We start from the raw sequence: 19,129 nt of genomic DNA, 5'->3' as shown, positions 1-19,129 counted from the left end.
CACCTCGAAAGGTCAGGAGCCCCGGGCCGCGAGCCACGTCGCGTGGAAGCGCGCGAGCGACTCCGCCAGCTCCAGGGGTTGAACCGAAAGCCCGGCGCGGACCTTGTCCGTGCGCAGGCCGCTCTTGAGGGGCCTGGGGCTGGGCAGCTTCAAGTCCGCCATCCGCGTGGGGACGATGAGCTTCGAATCGAAGCCGAACACCTCGCACAGCGCGCGGCCGAAGGCCACCCGGTCCAGCACCGTTCCGCCGCACGTGTTCCACACGCCGCCCAGGCGCCGCTCGCCCAGCTCCACCAGCATGGCGGCCACGTTCTCCGCGAAGCTGGGTGACACCACCTGGTCCTCGAAGAGGCGCACCTGCTGCCCCTTCTCCAGCGCCGTCACCAGCCACGCGCCGAAGTTGAGGCGCCCCGCCACGGGCGGCCAGCCGTACACCACCGCCGTGCGGGCAATGGCGCACCCGGGCGCGAGCACCCGCGCCGCCTGCTCGCCCATGTGCTTCGTCACCGCGTAGACGCCGCGCGGGTTGGGCAGCGCGGCCTCGTCGTACGGGCCGGCCTCGCCGTCGAAGACGTAGTCGGTGGACACGTGCACCAGGTGCGCTCCGGCCTTGCGAGCCCCCCGGGCCACCGCCGCGGCGGCGGTGACGTTGGCGGCGTAGGCGGCCTCCGGGTCCTTCTCGCAGGCGTCCACCTCCGTCATGGAGGCGCAGTGGAGGATGACCTCCGGCGCGGCGGCCTCGATGGCGGCGGCCACGTCCGCCTCGCGCGTCAGGTCCACGCTCACGTAGGCGTACCCGCCGCCCGTGCGCCGCGCGCCCCGGCCCATGCCCACCACCGGGTGCCCGCGCTGCTCGAGCAGCGTGCAGGCCCGGCTGCCCACCAATCCGTTGGAGCCGGTGACGAGGAATCGCATGGTGTCAGCCCTTCCCTTGCAGGCGGGAGCGGTACTGCGACTCGAAGTACTGGCGATACGCGCCGCTCATCACCCGCTCCCACCAGGCCGGGTGGTCCACGTACCAGCGCACCGTCTCCGCCAGCCCCTGCTCGAAGGTGTGCGCGGGCGTCCAGCCCAGCTCGGTGCGAATCTTCGCCGGGTCGATGGCATACCGCCGGTCATGCCCGGGGCGGTCCTTCACGAACTGGATGAGGGACTCGGACTTGCCCAGCAGGCCGAGGATGGCCTTGACGATTTCGAGGTTCCGCCGCTCCGCCCCGCCGCCGATGTTGTAGACCTCGCCGGCCCGGCCCTTCTCCAGCGCCAGCAACAGCGCCTGGCAATGGTCCTCCACGTGGAGCCAGTCGCGCACGTTGCCGCCGTCGCCGTAGACGGGCAGCGGCTTGTCGTGCAGCGCGTTGACCACCATGAGGGGGATGAGCTTCTCGGGGAACTGGTAGCGCCCGTAGTTGTTGGAGCAGCGGGTGACGACCACGTCCAGCTTGAAGGTGTGGTGGTACGCCAGGGCGATGAGGTCGGAGCTCGTCTTGCTGGCCGAGTACGGGCTGGAGGGCTGCAGCGGCGAGGACTCCGTGAAGGCGCCGGTGGGGCCCAGGGAGCCGTAGACCTCGTCGGTGGACACCATGAGGAAGCGCTTCACGCCGCGGGCGCGGCTGGCCTCCAGGAGCTGCTGGGTGCCCAGCACGTTGGTGGTGACGAACACCTCGGGGCCGAGGATGGAGCGGTCCACGTGGCTCTCGGCGGCCAGGTGCATCACGGCGTCGATGGAGTGCACCGCCATCAGGTGCTCGACGAGCTCGCGGTTGCCGATGTCGCCCCGGACGAAGACGTGGCGGGGGTCGCCCTCCAGCTCGGAGAGGTTCTCCAGGTTGCCGGCGTACGTGAGCTTGTCGAGGTTGACCACCGTCCAACCCGGCCGCTCGCGGCGGAGGTACTTCACGAGGTTGGAGCCGATGAAGCCACAGCCTCCTGTCACCAGTACGTTCATGTCCCGCGGACCTTGAGTGCTCAGAGAGGGTGCCTGCGTATAGGAGGGGTCATCCACCGTCAAGGCGCCAGGGGACTCGGGCTTGTGTGCTCGCCCCCGGCGGCTGTAAGGGGACCGGGCGTGAGTGCTCACGGACGAGGCCCCCCCATCCATCAGCTTCTCCCCCGGCTCGCCTGGGGCGACGCGGTGGGCAACCAGGTGCGCTACCTCCAGGGGCTGCTGCGCCGCTGGGGCCACCCGTCGGACATCTTCGCGGAGGCGTGGGACGACGCCTGCAAGGACCAGGTGCGGCCGGCGAGCGACTACGCGCGGGCGGCCGGGCAGGACTCGGTGCTGGTGGTGCACCACAGCTTCGAGTCGCGCCTGGTGCCGCTCATCGCCCGGGCGCCCGGCCGGAAGGTGCTCGTCTACCACAACGTGACGCCTGCCCGGCTGTTCGAGGGGTTCGAGCGCAAGGTGGCCGCCGCGTGTGATGCCGCCCGGGACGAGCTGCTGGCGCTGCGGCCGCACGTGGAGCGCGCCTTCGCCTACTCGCGCTTCAGCGCGGAGGAATTGGTGGCGGCGGGCTACCGGAACGTCTCGGTGCTGCCCTTCGCCATCGACTGGGGGGCCTTCGACACGGCCCCGGACCCGGCGCTCCGGGCGGAGCTGGGGGACGGCTGCGCCAACGTGCTCTTCGTGGGGCGCGCGGTGCCGAGCAAGAAGGTGGACGACGTGCTGCGCGTCTTCACCGCGTACCAGAAGCTGTACCAGCCCCTGAGCCGGCTGGTGGTGGCGGGGTACCTGCACCGTGACGGCGCTTACGGTGCCTATCTGCATGGGCTGAAGGACGTGCTCGGCGCGGAGCGGGTGCGCTTCCTCGGGAGGGTGAGCGCGGCGCAGCTCTCCGCTTGCTTCGCCACCGCCACCACGTACCTCTCCATGAGCCGGCACGAGGGCTTCGGCGTGCCGCTGCTGGAGGCCATGTACCGGGGCGTGCCCGTGGTGGCCTATGGCGCCGCGGCCGTGCCGGAGACGATGGGCGGCGCGGGGCTCGCCACGCTGTCGGATGACCCGGCGGAGGTGGCGGAATTGCTCGCGGTGCTGGAGCGCAACACGGCCCTGCGTGGGCAGGTCATCTCGGCGCAGCGCGCGCGGCTGGCCTCGCTGTCCCAGGACGCGGTGGCCGAGCAGGTGCGCGTGGCCTTCGAAGGTGTGCTCTCCGGGCGTGTGGCGCCGTCCCCTGCTCCGCCTCCGGCCGCGCCGGTGGAGCTGGTGTGCCCTGGATTCACCGTGCGGCCGGAGGAGGCCGCCTCCCGGATGGCCCGGAGCCTCGCGGAGAGGCTGCCGGGGGCTCGCATCCTCGCGCTCCGGCCGCGCGGCGCGGAGCCGGCGTTGGCGCTGGGCCCGGAGGACGTGGGCGGCGTGCCCGTGTGGCACTTCACGCCAGACCAGCCGCCGGGCCGTGCGCCCGCGCCGCTACCTGGCGCCTCATCGCTGGAGACGGCGGTTCGGGTCTCCTCCGCGCCGGTGGTGCTGCTCGGCGCGGACACGGAGGTCGCGCGGGCGGTGCTGCCTCATGTGCGGGAGCGGGCCTGGGGGACGTATGAGGGCCCGCCCGCCGGGCCGCACCTCGAATCCGCGCGCCAGCACCTGGGCAGGCGGCTGGTGGTGCTGGAGCCGTCGCGTCCCGAGGATGCCCTGCGAACCCTGCTGAGCGCCCTGCCTTCGACTGGAGGAGTCTCCCGTGCGACCTGAAGACCTGCTCACCCGCACGCCGACGGCCGAGGCCGTGGCGCGGGAGACGGCGAAGCTGCCCCAGCCCTCGGAGGAGGCGCGCGAGGCGCTGCGCCGCTCGCTGGAGGCCGCGTCCCGTCCCGCGACGCCCGCGCCGTGGCCGGCGCTGCTGCAGGAGGCGCGCGGGAAGATGGACAGCCGCTACGCCGAGCCGGCGACGTCGCACCGGGGAGGACTCGCGGGGCTGGCGCTCGTCGTGTCCAAGCGGGCCTTCCGGCGCGTCTTCCAGCCGTTCATCAACGAGGTGCTGCGCAAGCAGGTGGAGTTCAACGAGTCCATCCTCGACGCGCTCGCCACCATCCATGACGTGCAACGGGAGCACGCGCGCACGCAAGCCACGTGGCGGCAGGAAATGGAGCACCGGCTGGCCCGCCTCGAGGCCGCCGCCGGGAGGGCCGCCTCAGGAGGGCGGGAGGACGGGCCCCTGCCCGCGGAGCCCCCGACAGCGAAGCCAGGCCCTATCAACAAGGGGTGACCGCGCTCGATTCAGCTGACCAGCTCGCACCCATCAGGGCGTCGTTTCCGCCACCGCGGAACCCGCGGGCTTCACCTTGGAGAACACACCGTCCTCCAGCCGGTACCACTCGCGCCGTGACTTCGCCTTCGTCTGTTCGGACTCGTCCTCCCCGGTGTTCGTCCAAACCACCGTGAGGCCCTTCTGCTTCGGCTGGAAGGAGAGCTCGTAGGAGGTGCCGGTGCCCTCCATGACGTTCAGCTCCAGGGCCAGCTTCGCATTGCCGAGCACGCCCTTCTTGTTGCCCGGCACCGTGTAGCTCACGTACGCGGTGATGGCGTTGGCGCACGTCTCGGCAACGGACTCCACCTTCACCAGCGGCAGGCCCGCCGTCTTCGCGGGGACGAGGTTCGCCGCCACCCCAAGGAAGCCGGGGCTGAGATCCACGCTGCTGACGCGGTGGGGCGGCTTCAGGTTGGGCTCCAGGACGCGGACGCGAACCTTGAAGTCCGCGCTCATCACCGCCGTGGCAACCTCCTGCTCGCCGTCGCCGTCGAGGTCCGCCTCGATGCGGATGGGCGTGAGGATGTTGCCAAAGAGCCAGCCGCTGACGGGCGCGTCGTCCCCGGCGCCCGGGGTGCCCTTGGTATCCATGTACTCCACCCGGTACCAGTGGTTGACGTACTCGCCCACCTTCTGGCGGTCCTTGCCGCGCTCCAGCACCCGCACGGCGGCGCCCAGTGGCAGGGGGGTGATGACGGCCGCATCCGCCGCGGGCGCTCCGCGGAGGTTCGCCTCGTCCACGCCCACGAAGAGGCTCGCCTCTCCTCCGGACGGCTCCCACAGGGGAAAGGTGAAGCTCTCCATCCAGCCCCTCACCCCCGCTGTTTCGGGACCAGGGCCGCTGTAATGAAGCAAGGGCGTGGGCGACTGGGAGAGCACCAACGACAGCAGCAGGGAGGGCGTCACGTGGAGCCTTTCGCGAAGTAGGTACCGGAGTTATCCCCCACCCGGGAGCACCATCCAAGAGAGTGCGGTATTCCCATCCGGCGCTCGGTGGGCGCTCAGCGCCAGGTGGGACGTCTCGGGCTTCGGCGTGACCGGCCGTTGCGCGATTTGGTAGAGAACGTCCGGCGCCCCACCTTCCCTGTCGAGGACCTCTCCTTGCGAATCTGTCTCGTCTCCAAGGCGCTCTGGCCGTTCAGCGGGGGGGATGTCGCCGCGTACACGACGCGCATGGCCCGCGCCTTCGCCGAAGCGGGCCACGAGGTCCACGTCCTCACCGCGTCCCAGCCGGGCCTCGACGCGGGGGGCGCCACGGAGCTGCCGGGCGTACGCATCCACACCGTGGAGGAACTCCAGGGCGGCTTCGCCGGAGCCTTCTCCCACGCGCCCGTCCGCCACGCGATGAAGGTCTACACGGCGCTGCGGAAGCTCCACGCGCAGCACCCCTTCGACTTCATCGAGTTCCCCGAGCAGCAGTGCGAGGGCGCCTTCTCCCTGCGAGCGAAGCGGACGCTGGGACACTTCGCCTCCGCCGTGCTCGCGGTGCGCCTGCACACGCCCACCGCTGAAATCCAGCGGCTCAACCGGGTGGCCGCGCTGACGCTGGACACCGCGCAGCAGGAGTTCCTCGAGGCCGCCTCCCTCCGCGAGGCGGACCTGCTTCTCTCTCCCACCCGCGCGTTGCTGGACCGGCTCGGACCCGCCACCACGGGTGTGGTGGTGCCCTACCCGTTCGCGCTCCCCTCGAAGCCCACCACCGCGCACCGGCAGCCCGAGACGCCTCCCTCGGTCCTGTACGCCGGCCCCCTGGAGTACCGGAAGGGCGTCCACCTGCTCATCGACGCCATGCAGGCTCTCTTCGAGCGAGGGCTCCTCGCGGAAGTGCGGCTCATCGGCGATGACACCCCGACGGGCCCCGGGGGGCGCTCGCTGCGTGCGTGGCTGGAGCGGCGCATCGACCCCGCCTGGAAGGACCGCTTCCACTTCGAGCCACACCGCGCGGACACCGGGCGGGCGCTGGCTACGGCAGCGGTGTGCTGCTTCCCGTCCCTCTGGGACAATCTTCCGCACGAGTTCCTGGAGGCCATGGCCACCGGCTGTCTCGTGGTGGCCAGCGACGCGGGAGGCATGGCGGAGGTCGTCGAGGAGGGCCGAAGCGGCCTGCTCTTCCACTCAGGCGACGTGGCCCACCTGATCGCCGTGCTGGAGAAGGCGCTCGGCACGGCCGCGCCGCGGGAGTCCGCGCGCGAGCACGCACCGGCGCGCATCGCCGCCGGGTGCGCCCCGGCGAGCATCGTGAAGCAGGTCGAGGCCGCGGTGGCCGGCGCGGCCCCGAAGCGGCACCAGGGCCCTCCGAAGCCGTCGGCGCGGACGACGGGCGCGAACGCGCCGCTCGTGTCGTTCCTGGTGCCCTACTACAACATGGGGCGCTACCTGCCGGAGACGCTGCGCTCCATCCGCGCGCAGACGTTCACCGACTACGAAATCGTCCTCGTGGACGACGGCTCCACGGACGAGGAGAGCCGGGCGCTGCTGGACACGCTCCAGGCGCTGGACCTGCGCATCATCCGCAAGCGGAACGGCGGGCTCAGCTCCGCGCGCAACGCGGGACTGCGGGTGGCGCGGGGCCGCTACATCCTGCCGTTGGACCCGGACGACCTCATCGAGCCCACCTTCCTGGAGAAGACGGTCTCGGTGATGGAGGACTCGCCCGGGCTGGCCTACGTCACGTCGCTCGTCGCCTACTTCCGCGAGTCACCAGAGAACATCGTCGGAGGCTGGATACCCTCGGGCCTGGACCGCGACGCACTCTGGGTGGTCAACGTGGCCTCCACCTGCACGGCGCTGATGGAGCGCCGGCTCGTGGAGGAGCTGGGCGGCTACGATGAGTGGCTCACCTCGTACGAGGACTGGGACGTCTTCTCGCGGATGGCGGAGCGCGGCCTGACGGGCTCGGTCATCCCGGAGCCTCTCTTCCTGTACCGGCTGCGCTCGGACTCGATGACGCACACGCTGCGGCTGACGGAGCGCCAGCAGATGCTCTCGTACCTGAGCAACAAGCACCCCACCCTGGCGTTGGACCCGGGACGCTCGTTGCGCATCCGCGAGGGCGAGGCCCACAGAATGGAGGCGCGGCTGCTCGCCGAGGTCGCGGCGGCCACGCCCCCACCCTGGATGAACCGTGTGGCGGACCGGGTGAATGGCACCCTCAAGCGGTTCGACTTCCTCCACCACACGCTGAAGAGCGCGGCCAGGCTGGTGGCGCCGGATGAGTCGCGTCCCATCCGCCACCAACTCATGGACCGGCTCCGGAAGAAACCGGGCCGTACGCGGTAGCGGCGCCGCGGTCAGAGGTGCTTGAAGAAGTACGTCGTCGAGCAGAACTCACCGGTGGGCATCAGGGCGTACTTGGGAATGACGCCCACACGCTGCCATCCGGCACGCTCGTAGAGCCGCTCCGCATCTCCACCTGTCACCGCGTCCAGCACCAGGACGGTCTTCCCTTCCTTTCGTGCCTCGTCGTCGATGGCCGCCAGCAGGCGCTGCGCGATACCGCGCCGGCGGGCCTTGCGGTGGACGAGCATCTTCGCGACGTCACCGCGATGCGGCTGGTTGTCGGGCATCTTCATGACCAGCTGCACCGTGCCGACAACCTGGCCTTCGCCATCCTCGGCGACGATGAGCACGCGCTCTCCGCGAGAGACGCCGTCCGCGACACCGCGCCAGAACGCCACGGCCTTCTCGCGCGGCAGGGGCAGCATGAAGCTCACCGACGCGCCGCCCTCGACGCAGTCGATCAGCACGTCCGCCAGTTGCTCCACGAGCCCGGCGGCTTCGTTGACGCCGACGCGTCGCACCGTCACTTCATCGGTCATCGGTTCCTCCTGCTCCCGTGCGTCTCAAGGGACACTGTCTCCCACGGACCGCCGACGCCGGGTGGACAGCAGTCCCAGCAGCGCCAGCCCGAGCATCCCCACTCCCGCGCCACCGGACTGCTGGCAGCCACAGCCGCTCGAATCCTCCGGAGGCGGCGGGCTCGTCCCCGCGTCCGTCTCACCGCTCCCACCGTCCGGCGTCCCCGCGTCCGTCCCGCCACCCGGAGCCGCCTGCACCCGCACCTCGAACGTGCAGCTCCGGTGGTTGCCGCTCGCGTCCGTGGCCGTGGCCGTCACCTCGGTGGTGCCCACGGAGAACATGCTCCCGTTCGCGGGCGCGTAGGTCACCGTCACGGCGGTGGACACCGCGTCCGACGCCATCGCCTCCGGCCACGTCACGGCAACCCCCGCCTCGGACGTCGCCACCGCGGAGCGAGCGGTCGGGCACTCCAGCGACGGGGCCACCGTGTCGCGCACCGAGACGGTGAAGGAACATGTCGCCGCATTGCCCGCATCATCCGTCGCGGTGACGCTCACCTCGGTGGCCCCGAGCGCGAAGACGGCGCCGGACGCGTGGCTGTACACCACGGTGGGGCTCGGGTCCGAGTCCGTCGCCGTTGCCGGTGGGTAGCTCACCGTCGCGCCCTGCGCGTTGACCGCCTCGGCCACCTGCGCCTGCGGGCACGTCAGCCGCGGCGGGTCGGCATCTTCCTCGCTCCACGGAGCGGCCCACAGCTCGATGCCCGAGGCGTGGCTCCACCCCTGGAAGAGGACGTGCTGACCTGTCGCCGCCATCCATCCAGGCGAGAACGAGGCCACGCCCGGCACGACGTCCGCCACGCGCACCGTGCCCGCGGCCGTGCCGTTCGTCTTCCACAGCTCCAGGCCGGACAGGCCATCCGAGGCGGCGAAGAGCGCCGGCCCTTCCTGCCCCAGCCGGACGAAGCGGGTCGGAGCCGCGACAGCGCCGAGGCCCCCCGAGCGGAGGTCCTTCACCTTCACGGTGCCCGCCTCGGTGCCGTCGCTGCGCCACGGCTGGTAGCCGCTGACGCCGTCATCCGCCCAGAACAGCAGCAGGTCCCCATGCGGGGTGAAGCCCCCGGGAGGAGGTGTCCGGACATCGGTGCCGAACGCCCGCACCTTCACCGGGGCGCTTCCGTCGGTCTTCCACAGCTCGGGCGGGCCGGCCTCGGGCTCCACGACGAAGAAGAGGCTCCCACCGGCGACGGCCGTGTTCCCCGGCCCCGGCGTCTTCCAGGAAAGGGACGCCACGGTCCCCAGCGAGCGCGTGCCCTCCGCCGTCCCATCACTCGTCCACAGCTCCCGCTTCAGCGGCCACGTCCCGGTGCTGGCGAAGAAATAGAGCCGGCCATTCATGGCCAGCATGTGCTCGAAGGCGACGGACTGCCCCGAGGCGGCCAGGGTCGTCACCCGCCGCGTGCCCTCCGGGGTGCCATCGCTCGTCCACAACTCCTCATGGTTCGGCGCGGCGGTGGCCGCGAAGAAGACGCGAGCGCCCACGGCGGTCAGCAGCCGGGGCTTCCACTCGGGGAACCTCCCCTCGACGTGCTTCAGCATCAGCGTGCCCGGGGTCGTCCCGTCCGTCGTCCACACGGACTGCGGGGTGTAGAACCAGTCGACGAAGAAGGCCCGTGTGCCCGCGGTGACGGGCCGGGCATCCTCGTCGTGCCAGAGTTGGACGGGCGCCAGCTTCCGCGGGGGCTGCCCGGCCGGGGACACACTCCAGAGGAACCGGTCGCCGGACTCCTCGTTGGCAGCCACGAGGAGCTGCCCGTTGAACGGCGTGAACTGGCGAGGGCTGTGCAGGGCCACCCCGCCAGGCACCGGCACCGTCCCGGAGGAGGTGCCATCGCTCCACCAGAGCCGCTCCCCCGTGCCGTCATCCGCGGCGAAGAAGACCTTCCCGCCCACCGCGACGGCCTCGTCGTTCCAGGGGAAGAGACCTCCCGCGGTATAGGCGGCGAGCGGTGTCAACCGCTGTGTCCCGGCGGCCGTTCCGGTGCTGCGCCACAGCTCATCGTCACTCGACCAGAAATACAGGGCGTCCTGGGCCCAGACGCCGTACAGCCGGAAGAAGCCATACCGGGTGGAGGTGTTGTTCGACATCCGCACGGTGCCCTGCGGCGTGCCGTCCGCCTTCCATAGCTCGATGCCGTTGACGCCGTCATTGGCCAGGAAGAAGAGCCCGCCAGGAGTGGAGAGCAGGTCGAACGCCTCGAGGCCCTCGAGCGGATCGGCGGTCCCCGGGGCGATGTCGCTGATGCGCGCCGCGCCATGGGCCGTCCCATCGCTCTTCCACAGCTCGATGCCGGCCTCGGGGTCGTCGGCCATGAAGTAGAGCGCACCCTTGTGTGGGGTGAGGCTGAAGGGCTTCGAGCCCAGGGAACCGGGAAGGAGGTCCGCCACCCGGACGGTGCCCTCCGCCGTGCCGTCGCTCTTCCAGAGCTCCGACCCCGCCTGCGCGTCCCAGGCGCTGAAGTAGACCGCATCGCCCAGGCACGCGAGCCGGGAGGCGTACCCCCGCGTGGAGCCGGCGGGGTCCGCGAAGTCGATGTGCTTCACCTCGTGGGTGCCCGCCTCGGAGCCGTCGGTGCGCCACAGGCTGTACACGCCGAAGTTGCTCTCCGCCCAGAAGAACACCTGTCCGCCGCACGGGGTGAGGCCGATGATGGCCAGGTCGTCGTAGCCGGGGTGGTGGTCCTTCACGAGGACGGTGCCCTCCGGCGTGCCATCCGTCTTCCACAGCGCGACTCCGAAGTCCGCGGTCTGCCCGGCGAAGAGCAGCGAGCCTCCGAGCCAGGCGCGATAGAGGATGCCGGAGAAGCCCACCGCGGAAGGCTCCGTCCGCAGGAGCACCGTGCCGTCGGTGGTGCCATCGCTCCGCCACAGCGCGAAGCCCGTGCCGTAGCGGCCGAGCGTGTTACCGGTGCCGATGTAGAGCACGCCGTCCCGCGCCTCGATGAAGGTGACGTTCGTGTGCAGCGCCTTCACCAGCACGGTGCCCTCGGCGGTGCCGTCGGTGCTCCACAGTCCGTGCCATCCATAGGTGGTCAGCGCGGCGCTGAAGTACACCCGCCCGTTCATCCGCACGGCGTGGGACGGCTCGGACCCGGCGGGACCCGGCACGAGGTCGAGCACCAGGGAGGTGCCCGCGGCGGTGCCATCCGTCCGCCACAGCTCCTTGCCGTGGACCTTGTCGGTGGCACCGAAGAGGACCGTGTCCCCCAGCTCGATGAACGTCGTCGGAGGGTCGAAGAAGTTGTCGGGAAGGACTCCCGTGCGGATGTCCTTCACCTGGAAGGGCGTGCCCACGAGCGGGGCGGCGTGCTCACCCGTCGTGTCGACGGAGGCTGCCGCTGCCGCCTTCTCCTCGGTACAGCTCATGCCCAGGCACGCCCACACCGCCAGGAAGCCTCCCAGCAGCGCGCGAAGCCCATGTCCCACGTTCATTCGGTGCCCCAGGGTGAAGGGTTCCGTCAGTATACGGAGTCCCCTGCCCCCCTGGGTCGCACCAGACTTGGAATGGCCGCGCCCTCAGGCCGCTCAGGCCGCCGGAGCAGCCCGTCCCAGCAGGTGCTCCATCATCCGGTCCACCTGCTCCTCCCAGGTCGTCCTGCGAACGCGCTCGGCGGCGCTGGCGCCCAGCCGCTGGCGCAGGGACGCGTCTCCCACCGCGCGGCGAAGCTGCGCCAGCACGGAGCCCGGCGTCGGCGCCGTCAGCAGGCAGTTCTCCCCGTCGTGCAGCAGCCAGTGGTTGGCCGGGTTGTCGTTGGTCACCACCGTCATCCCGCTCGCCATCATCTCCAGCGGCAGGTACGAGGGGTGCTTCGTGAACATGAAGCACAGCCCCACGTCGCACTCGCGGTAGAGCGCCGCGGTGCGCTCGGCGGGGAGCACGCCCAGGTTCGTCACCAGCCCGCGCACGCCGTAGGACTCGGGGTGCCACTCGGCGCCGGCGGTGACGATCTCCACCGCGGGCCCCAGCTCGCGCTTCAGCCTCGCCAGCGCGGCCAGTCCCAGCTCGAAGCCGTTCCGCTCGTTGCCCGGGCGCCCGTAGAAGAAGACGCGCACCGGCCCCTTCCGCTCCGGACGCCGCGCGTGGAAGAGCGTCCCGTCCACCGCCGGCTCGAAGGCGAAGCCGTCCATGCCGTGCTGCGCCTTCACGTAGTCGCGCAGGCCCGGCGTGTTGAAGATGCCCTGGAAGCCCAGCGTGTACGTCTGCTCCGCCAGCGCCCACTGAGTGCCGGCCGCGAAGAACATCGGCTCGTAGTCCTGCACGAAATAGGCGCGCACCGCGGCGCGCGGGTGCCTCAGCACCTGGTACACGGACGTCCAATACGTGCCGATGGCCAGGTCACACGCGGGCAGCTCCGCCAGCGCCGCCGGCCCGGACAGCACGCGGAAGGCGCCCGCGGCCCCGGGGAACACCGTGGCCGCGCGCGCCTCGAAGTCGCCGGGGCTGGCGCCGGGCTTGTCGTAGACGACGAAGTCGCTGCGCACGCCGTGGCGCCGGTGCATCAGGTCCGCGAAGCGGAAGAGGGTGTGGACGCCCGCGAACACGTGGCCGAAGGCCGGCACGAACCACGTCGCCGTCTCCACCTTTCCGCGCGAGCGCAGGGCCGCCAGCGCCGCCGGGGCCGACTCGCGAGACGCCCTCGCCTGCTCCGGCGTGAAGTCCAGCTCGCCCAGGTGCTCCACGACGTGGCGCTGCGCCCGGGCCCGCTCCTCCAGCGCCGGATCCACCGCGCTCGGCACGTCGTGGGACAGCGTACGCACGGCCAGCGTCTCGCCGTCCTCGGCGTGGTGGCGCAGGGCGCAGTCGGTGCCCAGCAGCGTGAGGTTGGGGTTGTAGAAGGGGTCTCCCCGCGCGCCGAACCACGGGCGGTAGGCCACGTAGGAGCGCCAGTAGTCGGCCTCGGGGATGGCATCCGCGCGGCGGCTGGCGGACTCGTGGTGGATGAGGCGCGCGTGGGGCGTGTACACCACGCGCAGGCCGCGCTGGTTCAGCCGCAAGCCGAGGTCCACGTCGCTGCCGCACACCTGGAAGCGCTCGTCATAGCCGCCCAGCTCCTCGAAGACGGAGCGGCGGAGGATGACACACGCGCTGGTGACGGCCAGCCAGTCACGCGTCCATTCCGTATGCCCGAAGGGCGTGCGGATGGGCCCGTCCGGCAGGCGCCAGAACGGGTGGCCCGCCATGCCGGTGATGCCCACCACCGCGCCCGCGTGCTGCACCGTGCCCTCGGGGAAGAGCAGCTTGCAGCCCACCGCGCCCACCTCGGGCCGCTGCGCCTGGGACACGAGCTCCTCCAGCCAGCCCGGGTCCACCACCTCCATGTCGTTGTTGAGGAAGAGGAGCAGCTCCCCCGTGGCCTGCTTCGCCGCCCAGTTGTTGATGGCCGGGTAGTTGAAGGGGAAGTCCCACGTCAGCTTCACCAGCCGAGGGTCCGTCAGCCGCTCCAGCAGGGCGAACGTCTCCGGCTTCGTGCTGTTGTTGGAGACGAGCAGCACCTCGAAGTTCGGATACGCGGTGCGATTCAGGAGCCCCGGCACCAGCAACTCCAGCAGGTCCGGCCGGTCCTTGAAGGGGACGATGATGGACACCTTCGGCGTGCCCCGCACCGGGTAGCGGACGCGGTAGCCGGCGGGCGTGGGTGCCGTCACCTCGGCCGTCTCGCCGGTGCGCGCCAGATGCTCGCGCAGGGCGCGCGCGCCCGCCTCCGTCACCGGCCCGGCTCCCGGATGGGTGCGCGAGTGGTACAGCAACTTCGCCACGTGGCCGATGCCGCGCGTGGCCTCGCTCAGCCGCAGGATGAGGTCATGGTCCTCCGCTCCGTCGAAGCCGTCTCGGAGGCCACCCACCGACTCCAGCACGCGGCGCCGCGCGACGAGGAAGCGGCGGACGTAGTTCACCGACCGGAGCAGGTCCGGGGACCAGTCCGGCTTGAAGAGGGGCGCCGTGCGGCGGCCCTCCGCGTCCAGCCCGTCCTCGTCGCTGTAGAGGACGTCCACCGACGGCTCCGCCGCCAGCACCACCTCCGCCAGGGCGTGGGGCGCCAGCGTGGCGTCGGCCTCCAGGAAGCCCACCCACTCGCCCCGCACGGCGGCGAGGCCCACGTTCACCGCCGGAATGGAACTTCCGTTCCGCTCCCTCCGTGTGGCGGGGCCGGCGTCCACTGCCGGAATGGAGCCTCCGTTCCGCTCCCCGCTCACGGCGGCGGGGCCCACGGTCGCGGCCGGAATGGAGCCTCCGTTCCGCACTTCCCGCGCGGCGGGGCTGGCATTCGCAGCCGGAATGGAGCCTCCGTTCCGGTCCCCCGGCGCGGCAGCGGGGCCGACGTCCACCGCCGGAATGGAACTTCCGTTCCGCACTTCCCGCGCGGCGGGGCCCACAGTCGCGGCCGGAATGGAACTTCCGTTCCGCACTTCCCGCGCGGCGGCGGGGCCCACGGTCACGGCCGGAATGGAGCCTCCGTTCCGGTCCCCCGGCGCGGCGGCGGGGCCCACGGTCGCGGCCGGAATGGAGCCTCCGTTCCGCTCCTGGCTCACCATGCGGATGCGCGGATTCCGTGCGGCGGCCTCGCGCAACACCGCGGCCACATGCGGGGCCGTGCTGGCGTCATCCACCAGCACCCACTCCCACTCGGGGTACACCTGCGCCTCCACGGAGGCGATGCACTCGCGAAGAAATGCCTCGGGCGTATCGCGGACGGCCGTGACGAGCGACACCCGGGGCTTCGTCTCCAGCCGCCCCACCGCCTCGCGCGCGGCGGAGATGTCGGCCGGCTCGCGGCGGGCACACCACTCCTCGTAGTCCCCCAGCTCGGGAGGCTGGGGCGGCGGCGTGCGCGCGCCCAGCACGCTGGCCAGCGCCAGCACCGCCTGCTCGTTGAAGCGTGTCTGGCGGCGGAACAGCTCCGTCCACAGCGGCCCGCCCGCGCGTAGCGCCTTCGGCAGCGCCTCCGGGCGCAGCGGGTCATTGCGCTCGCACAGGCCGGCAATCGACTTCGCACCCTCCACCTCGGACGGAGGCCTGGGCGCGGCGGCGGCGACGAGCGCCTCCACCATGGCCACGTTCCACTCCGCCTGCCCGCGCAGCAGGGCCTCCAGCACCGGGCCCGCCGCGGAGAGGTAGGAGCGCTTCGCCGCCTCCACCACCGAGCCCAGCGCCCCGCTCCGGTGCGAGCGCACCGCCTTCCACCGCGTGGGGTCCGCCTTCGGCTCGAGCTGCGCGCGCACCCAGCCGGACACGTCGTCGCGCAAGCCCAGGCTCCGGTGCACGGAGAGGTACTCCAGCACCCGCACCACGGCCTTGTTGAACTCGGCCTGCGGGCGAAGTGACTCCACGTGGAAGGGGTGGAGCCCCTCGATGAAGGCGCGCTTGGTGGCCGTCACCACACCGCCCAGCCGGCCGCCGCGATGCGAGTCGGGCACGTCGAATTCGTGGGGCACCGCCAGGCGCGCGGCCTCCTGCAGCGGCGTGAGCGCGTGCGAGCCCGAGGGCCGGGCGCGGTGCAGTTGCTCGGTCAAGAGCCGGAGCGTCCCCTCCAGCGCGGACACCTCCTCGCACCGCTCGGGCAGGCAGGGGCGGCGCTCGTCGAGCAGCGCCCGCACCACGGCCACCATCCGCGCCAGGTCCCCCGCGCGCGGCGCCGCGTCGGGCGCCACCGCGTCTCCGGAGAGCTTCTCCAGCACTGTCTTCACCGCCGTACCGCCTCTCTCGTCACATGGGCCGGGACGGGGTGCATGCCCCTCTCCGGCGAATCCGCCGGGGACCTGGGCTCAGGGGTGGCCGCCACCGGCCGCCCGCGGCACGGTGTCACCGGCCAGCGCGGGCACCACCTGCTGCGCCACCGGCGCCGGCTCCACCACCCACCGGTGCGCCGGGCGGAACACGCCCCGCTCCGCCTCCGGCGAGGACACCTGGAAGGCGCGGCGCTCCATGGAGACGCCCCCCGTCGAGCGGGCCGTCACCACGAGCGAATAGCTCCCCGCGAGCAGCCCCAGCCGCTCCAGTACGAAGCGCACGCGTCCCTCGGGAGGAAGCTGCCGGGGCAGCGGCACCTCTTCCAGTCGCGTGCTCGTCTCGTACAACGGCTTGCCGTCCGCCGTCTGGAGCGACACCTCGAACTCCACGTCCTCGCACCGCTCGTCCGCGGCGAAGTCCACGTGGGCCTCCACTGCCGTCTCTGGAGAAAACGGCTCCACCTCTCCGGACGGGGCCACCAGGCTCAGCCCGGTGAGGCGCACGGGCGCGGTGGACGGCGGCGCGGACGGCGAGCCGGGCACCTGCGGGAGCGCCCCACCGCCCTCGGTCAGGGCCGGAGGCGTGAAGGCCACGGACTGAGACTCCGCCAGGGCAATCGCCTGCCGGTACTCGGCCGTCACGTCGGCCGAGCGGCCCACCCGGCGCACGTATCCGCCGTCAATCCACGCGGCCAGGTCGCACCACTTGTCCACGGTGTTCAGGTCGTGCGTGACGAGGACGATGGTCTTCCCCTGCTTCTTGAAGTCCATCATCTTGGCGAGGCTCTTCTTGCTGAAGTGCTCGTCGCCCACGGCGAGAATCTCGTCGATGATGAGGATGTCCGGGTCCACGTGCGTGGCCACGGCGAAGGCCAGGCGCATGTACATGCCGCTGGAGTAGGTGCGCACCGGCTCGTCGATGAACTCGCCCAGCTCGCTGAAGGCGATGATTTCATCCATCCGCGCGCGGACCTCGGCACGCGACATGCCGAGGATGATGCCGTTGATGAGGATGTTCTCCCGCCCGGAGAAGTCCGGGTGGAAGCCCGCGCCCAGGTCCAACAGCGCGGAGATGCGCCCGTTGATCTGCAGGTGGCCGGAGGTGGGCGTGTAGATGCCGGTGATGAGCTTGAGCAGCGTGCTCTTGCCCGAGCCGTTACGCCCGATGATGCCGACCGTCTTGCCCTTGGGGATGTTGAGGTTGATACCGCGCAGCGCGGTGATGAGCCCGCCCTCACGGGGCTGGCGCTGCCCGCGCAGCCAGCGCAGCAGCTCGGACTTGAACGTCGTGTACTCGCCCCGGATGGTCCGCTTCCGGAAGCTCTTCACGACGTCCTGCATGACGATGGCGTCCATGGATTCCTGCATGGCGTCGGCTCAGATGGACTCCGCGAATTCCTCGCGGCGGGCTTCGAAGATCATCGACGCGGCCCATAGCAGCATCACCGAGAAGACGCCCAGCCCCAGCAGGGGCCCGGCGTCCGGAAGGCGGTGCTCGTAGAAGATGGCCTGGTATGAGGTGATGAGGGGCGTCATGGGATTGAGCACCGTCATCGCCGTACGCACCGTCTCGTCCTGGAAGTTGGACAGCGGGTACAGGACGGGCGTGCCGAAGAACCACATCGTCAGCAGGTTGCCGACGATGTGCTGCAAGTCCCGGAAGGTGACGTTGATGGCGGCCAGGATGTACGTCAGCGCCAGGGTGAAGGTGAGCTGGATGACGACCACCACCGGGAAGAAGAGGGCGTGCCAGGTGGGCCACTGCCCGTACATGAGGATGCCCAGCGCCAGCATCAGCGGCAGCGACAGCACGTAGTTGCAGAGGTTCGTCACCACCACCGTCGTGGGCAGGACCTGCGCCGGGAAGCGGACCTTGGTCATCAAGTCGCGCCGGTCGCTGATGGCGCTGGCCCCGCCGGAAATGGAACTGGAGAACCAGATCCACGGCAGCAGCCCCACGAACATGAAGAAGGAGTAGTAGGGCGTGTTCTGCCGCATCACCACGGTGAACAGCAGCACGTACACCAGCATGTGCAGCGCCGGGTTCAGGAACGTCCACAGGAACCCGAGGATGGAGCCGCGGTAGCGGGCCTTGAGCTCTCGCTGGACGAGGCTGAGGAGCAGGCCTCGGTACTGGTACAGCTCACGAATGAGGCGAATCATGGGGGGGCCCTTCATATAGCAGGGCGAAGCCCGGATGCGAGGTAGCCCGGAGTCACGGGGGCCCACTTCGGGTGCGCCCGGATGACCGCCCGCCCTCGGGCCGGCCTTCCTCCCCCAGCTCCGTTTCGACGTGTTTCATCGCGCCCATGAACCGCGAGCCGTAAGCCGAATCTCCAACAGGCCCTCGAGCTCCACGGGCCCTTCGTGATGACCCGGGCACCCGCGACGGAGCGAATCGAGCGCCGGAAAACAAAAAGGCCCCCTGGTTTCCCAGGGGGCCTTCGTTCTGGAGCGGGAAAAGGGATTTGAACCCTCGACCCTCGCCTTGGCAAGGCGATGCTCTACCACTGAGCTATTCCCGCATCAGGTACCGCTGCTTCGTTTCCGCCGCCGCTTCAGCGCCGCGCCGAAAGTGAGGCTGTGTATACAGAGCCCTTCCGGACCCGTCAAACACTTTTCGCACTGCCCTGCTCGCCCCCACGCTTCGCGAGCATCGCGAGGAACGCACGGAAGTACACGACGGCGCTCCACACCGAGAAAGCGCCCGACAGGTAGACGAGCACCTTGCCCACGAGGTTGTAGTCCACGGGCACGGACGTGGACCCGATTTGCAGCGGGTGAACATAGTGGACGCAGAGTGAAATGATGCCCACGAGCTGGAGGGACGTCTTCCACTTCCCCTCCTGGCCGGCGGCGATGACCATGCCCTCGCTGGCGGCGATGGTGCGCAGGCCGCTGACGATGAGCTCGCGCGCCAGCAGGACGATGACGACCCAGGCGGCGATGCGCCCCAGCCGCACCATCATCACCAGGGCGGCCATGGCGATGAGCTTGTCGGCCAGCGGGTCCATGAACTTGCCGACCACGGTGATGAGGTTCCACTTGCGCGCCAGGTAGCCGTCAATCACGTCGGTGATGGAGGCCACGGCGAACACCAGCCCCGCCCACAGGGAGCTCAAGGGGTCCGCGTCGTACGTCAGCCAGACGAAGAGCGGGATGAGGAAGATGCGCCCCAACGTGAGCATGTTGGGCAGGTTCCAGAACTCCTGCACCAGCACGCTGGGCTGACGCGCGGCGCGCCGGCGCGCCCGCTCCTCCCGCTTCAGCTTCTTCCGGGTCGCTCGGTCCGAGGCCATGTGGGCA

12 protein-coding genes and 1 tRNA gene are annotated in these 19,129 nt (G+C 70.8%); 3 read left to right on the top strand and 10 right to left on the bottom strand.

All coding sequences use genetic code 11. The annotated features are described in order from the left end of the window. Positions 1-12 precede the first annotated feature (12 nt). Positions 13-915 carry an SDR family oxidoreductase gene (locus tag K8638_RS14975; RefSeq protein ID WP_223755193.1) on the bottom strand — a complete coding sequence of 301 codons (903 nt, stop codon included), beginning with the start codon at positions 913-915 and terminating at the stop codon, positions 13-15. Between the two features lie 4 nt (positions 916-919). Then, positions 920-1,945, bottom strand: coding sequence for a dTDP-glucose 4,6-dehydratase (rfbB, locus tag K8638_RS14970; protein WP_223755192.1), 1,026 nt, complete (start codon positions 1,943-1,945; stop codon positions 920-922). Between the two features lie 120 nt (positions 1,946-2,065). On the opposite strand from rfbB, the gene K8638_RS14965 reads away from it, so the two are divergent. Together K8638_RS14965 and K8638_RS14960 are read left to right on the top strand one after the other, a co-directional pair. Further along, positions 2,066-3,682, top strand: a complete 1,617-nt coding sequence (locus K8638_RS14965) for a glycosyltransferase (protein WP_223755191.1) — start codon at positions 2,066-2,068, stop codon at positions 3,680-3,682. Then, positions 3,672-4,196, top strand: a complete 525-nt coding sequence (locus K8638_RS14960) for a hypothetical protein (protein WP_223755190.1) — start codon at positions 3,672-3,674, stop codon at positions 4,194-4,196. Before K8638_RS14965 ends, K8638_RS14960 begins: the two co-directional genes overlap by 11 nt. Before the next feature lie 33 nt (positions 4,197-4,229). Here the strand turns inward: K8638_RS14960 and K8638_RS14955 are convergent, their stop codons facing one another. Continuing rightward, positions 4,230-5,042, bottom strand: coding sequence for an SH3 domain-containing protein (locus K8638_RS14955; RefSeq protein ID WP_223755189.1), 813 nt, complete (start codon positions 5,040-5,042; stop codon positions 4,230-4,232). A 297-nt stretch (positions 5,043-5,339) separates the two neighbouring features. On the opposite strand from K8638_RS14955, the gene K8638_RS14950 reads away from it, so the two are divergent. Beyond that, positions 5,340-7,517, top strand: coding sequence for a glycosyltransferase (locus tag K8638_RS14950; RefSeq protein WP_223755188.1), 2,178 nt, complete (start codon positions 5,340-5,342; stop codon positions 7,515-7,517). Positions 7,518-7,528: 11 nt separating this feature from the next. Here the strand turns inward: K8638_RS14950 and K8638_RS14945 are convergent, their stop codons facing one another. The 7 genes from K8638_RS14945 to pgsA all read right to left on the bottom strand — a co-directional run bounded on the left by K8638_RS14945 (position 7,529) and on the right by pgsA (position 19,122). Then, the gene (locus tag K8638_RS14945) at positions 7,529-8,056 is read right to left on the bottom strand and encodes a GNAT family N-acetyltransferase (RefSeq protein WP_223755187.1); all 528 of its coding nucleotides are present in this window, start codon (positions 8,054-8,056) and stop codon (positions 7,529-7,531) included. A gap of 24 nt (positions 8,057-8,080) precedes the next feature. Further along, complete coding sequence (locus K8638_RS14940) at positions 8,081-11,527, bottom strand: ELWxxDGT repeat protein (protein WP_223755186.1); 3,447 nt, start codon at positions 11,525-11,527, stop codon at positions 8,081-8,083. A 93-nt stretch (positions 11,528-11,620) separates the two neighbouring features. Continuing rightward, a complete protein-coding gene (locus tag K8638_RS14935; RefSeq protein ID WP_370643986.1) occupies positions 11,621-15,781 on the bottom strand; it encodes a glycosyltransferase in 4,161 nt (1,386 codons plus the stop codon). A 78-nt stretch (positions 15,782-15,859) separates the two neighbouring features. Then, entirely contained in the window at positions 15,860-17,191 is a 1,332-nt protein-coding gene (locus K8638_RS14930) for an ABC transporter ATP-binding protein (RefSeq protein ID WP_223755185.1), read from the bottom strand. Positions 17,192-17,200: 9 nt separating this feature from the next. Continuing rightward, positions 17,201-17,986, bottom strand: a complete 786-nt coding sequence (locus tag K8638_RS14925; protein WP_223755184.1) for an ABC transporter permease — start codon at positions 17,984-17,986, stop codon at positions 17,201-17,203. Between the two features lie 287 nt (positions 17,987-18,273). Next, positions 18,274-18,348, bottom strand: a tRNA-Gly gene (locus K8638_RS14920). Between the two features lie 84 nt (positions 18,349-18,432). Continuing rightward, positions 18,433-19,122: a CDP-diacylglycerol--glycerol-3-phosphate 3-phosphatidyltransferase gene (gene pgsA / locus K8638_RS14915; protein WP_223755183.1), complete on the bottom strand. Its 690-nt coding sequence runs from the start codon at positions 19,120-19,122 to the stop codon at positions 18,433-18,435. Between the last annotated feature and the right edge of the window lie 7 nt (positions 19,123-19,129).

This window comes from Myxococcus sp. RHSTA-1-4, assembly GCF_020037125.1.
Lineage (GTDB): Bacteria > Myxococcota > Myxococcia > Myxococcales > Myxococcaceae > Myxococcus.
The sequence above is the reverse complement of the archived record's forward strand: the minus strand, read 5'-3'. Positions and strand labels throughout refer to the sequence as shown.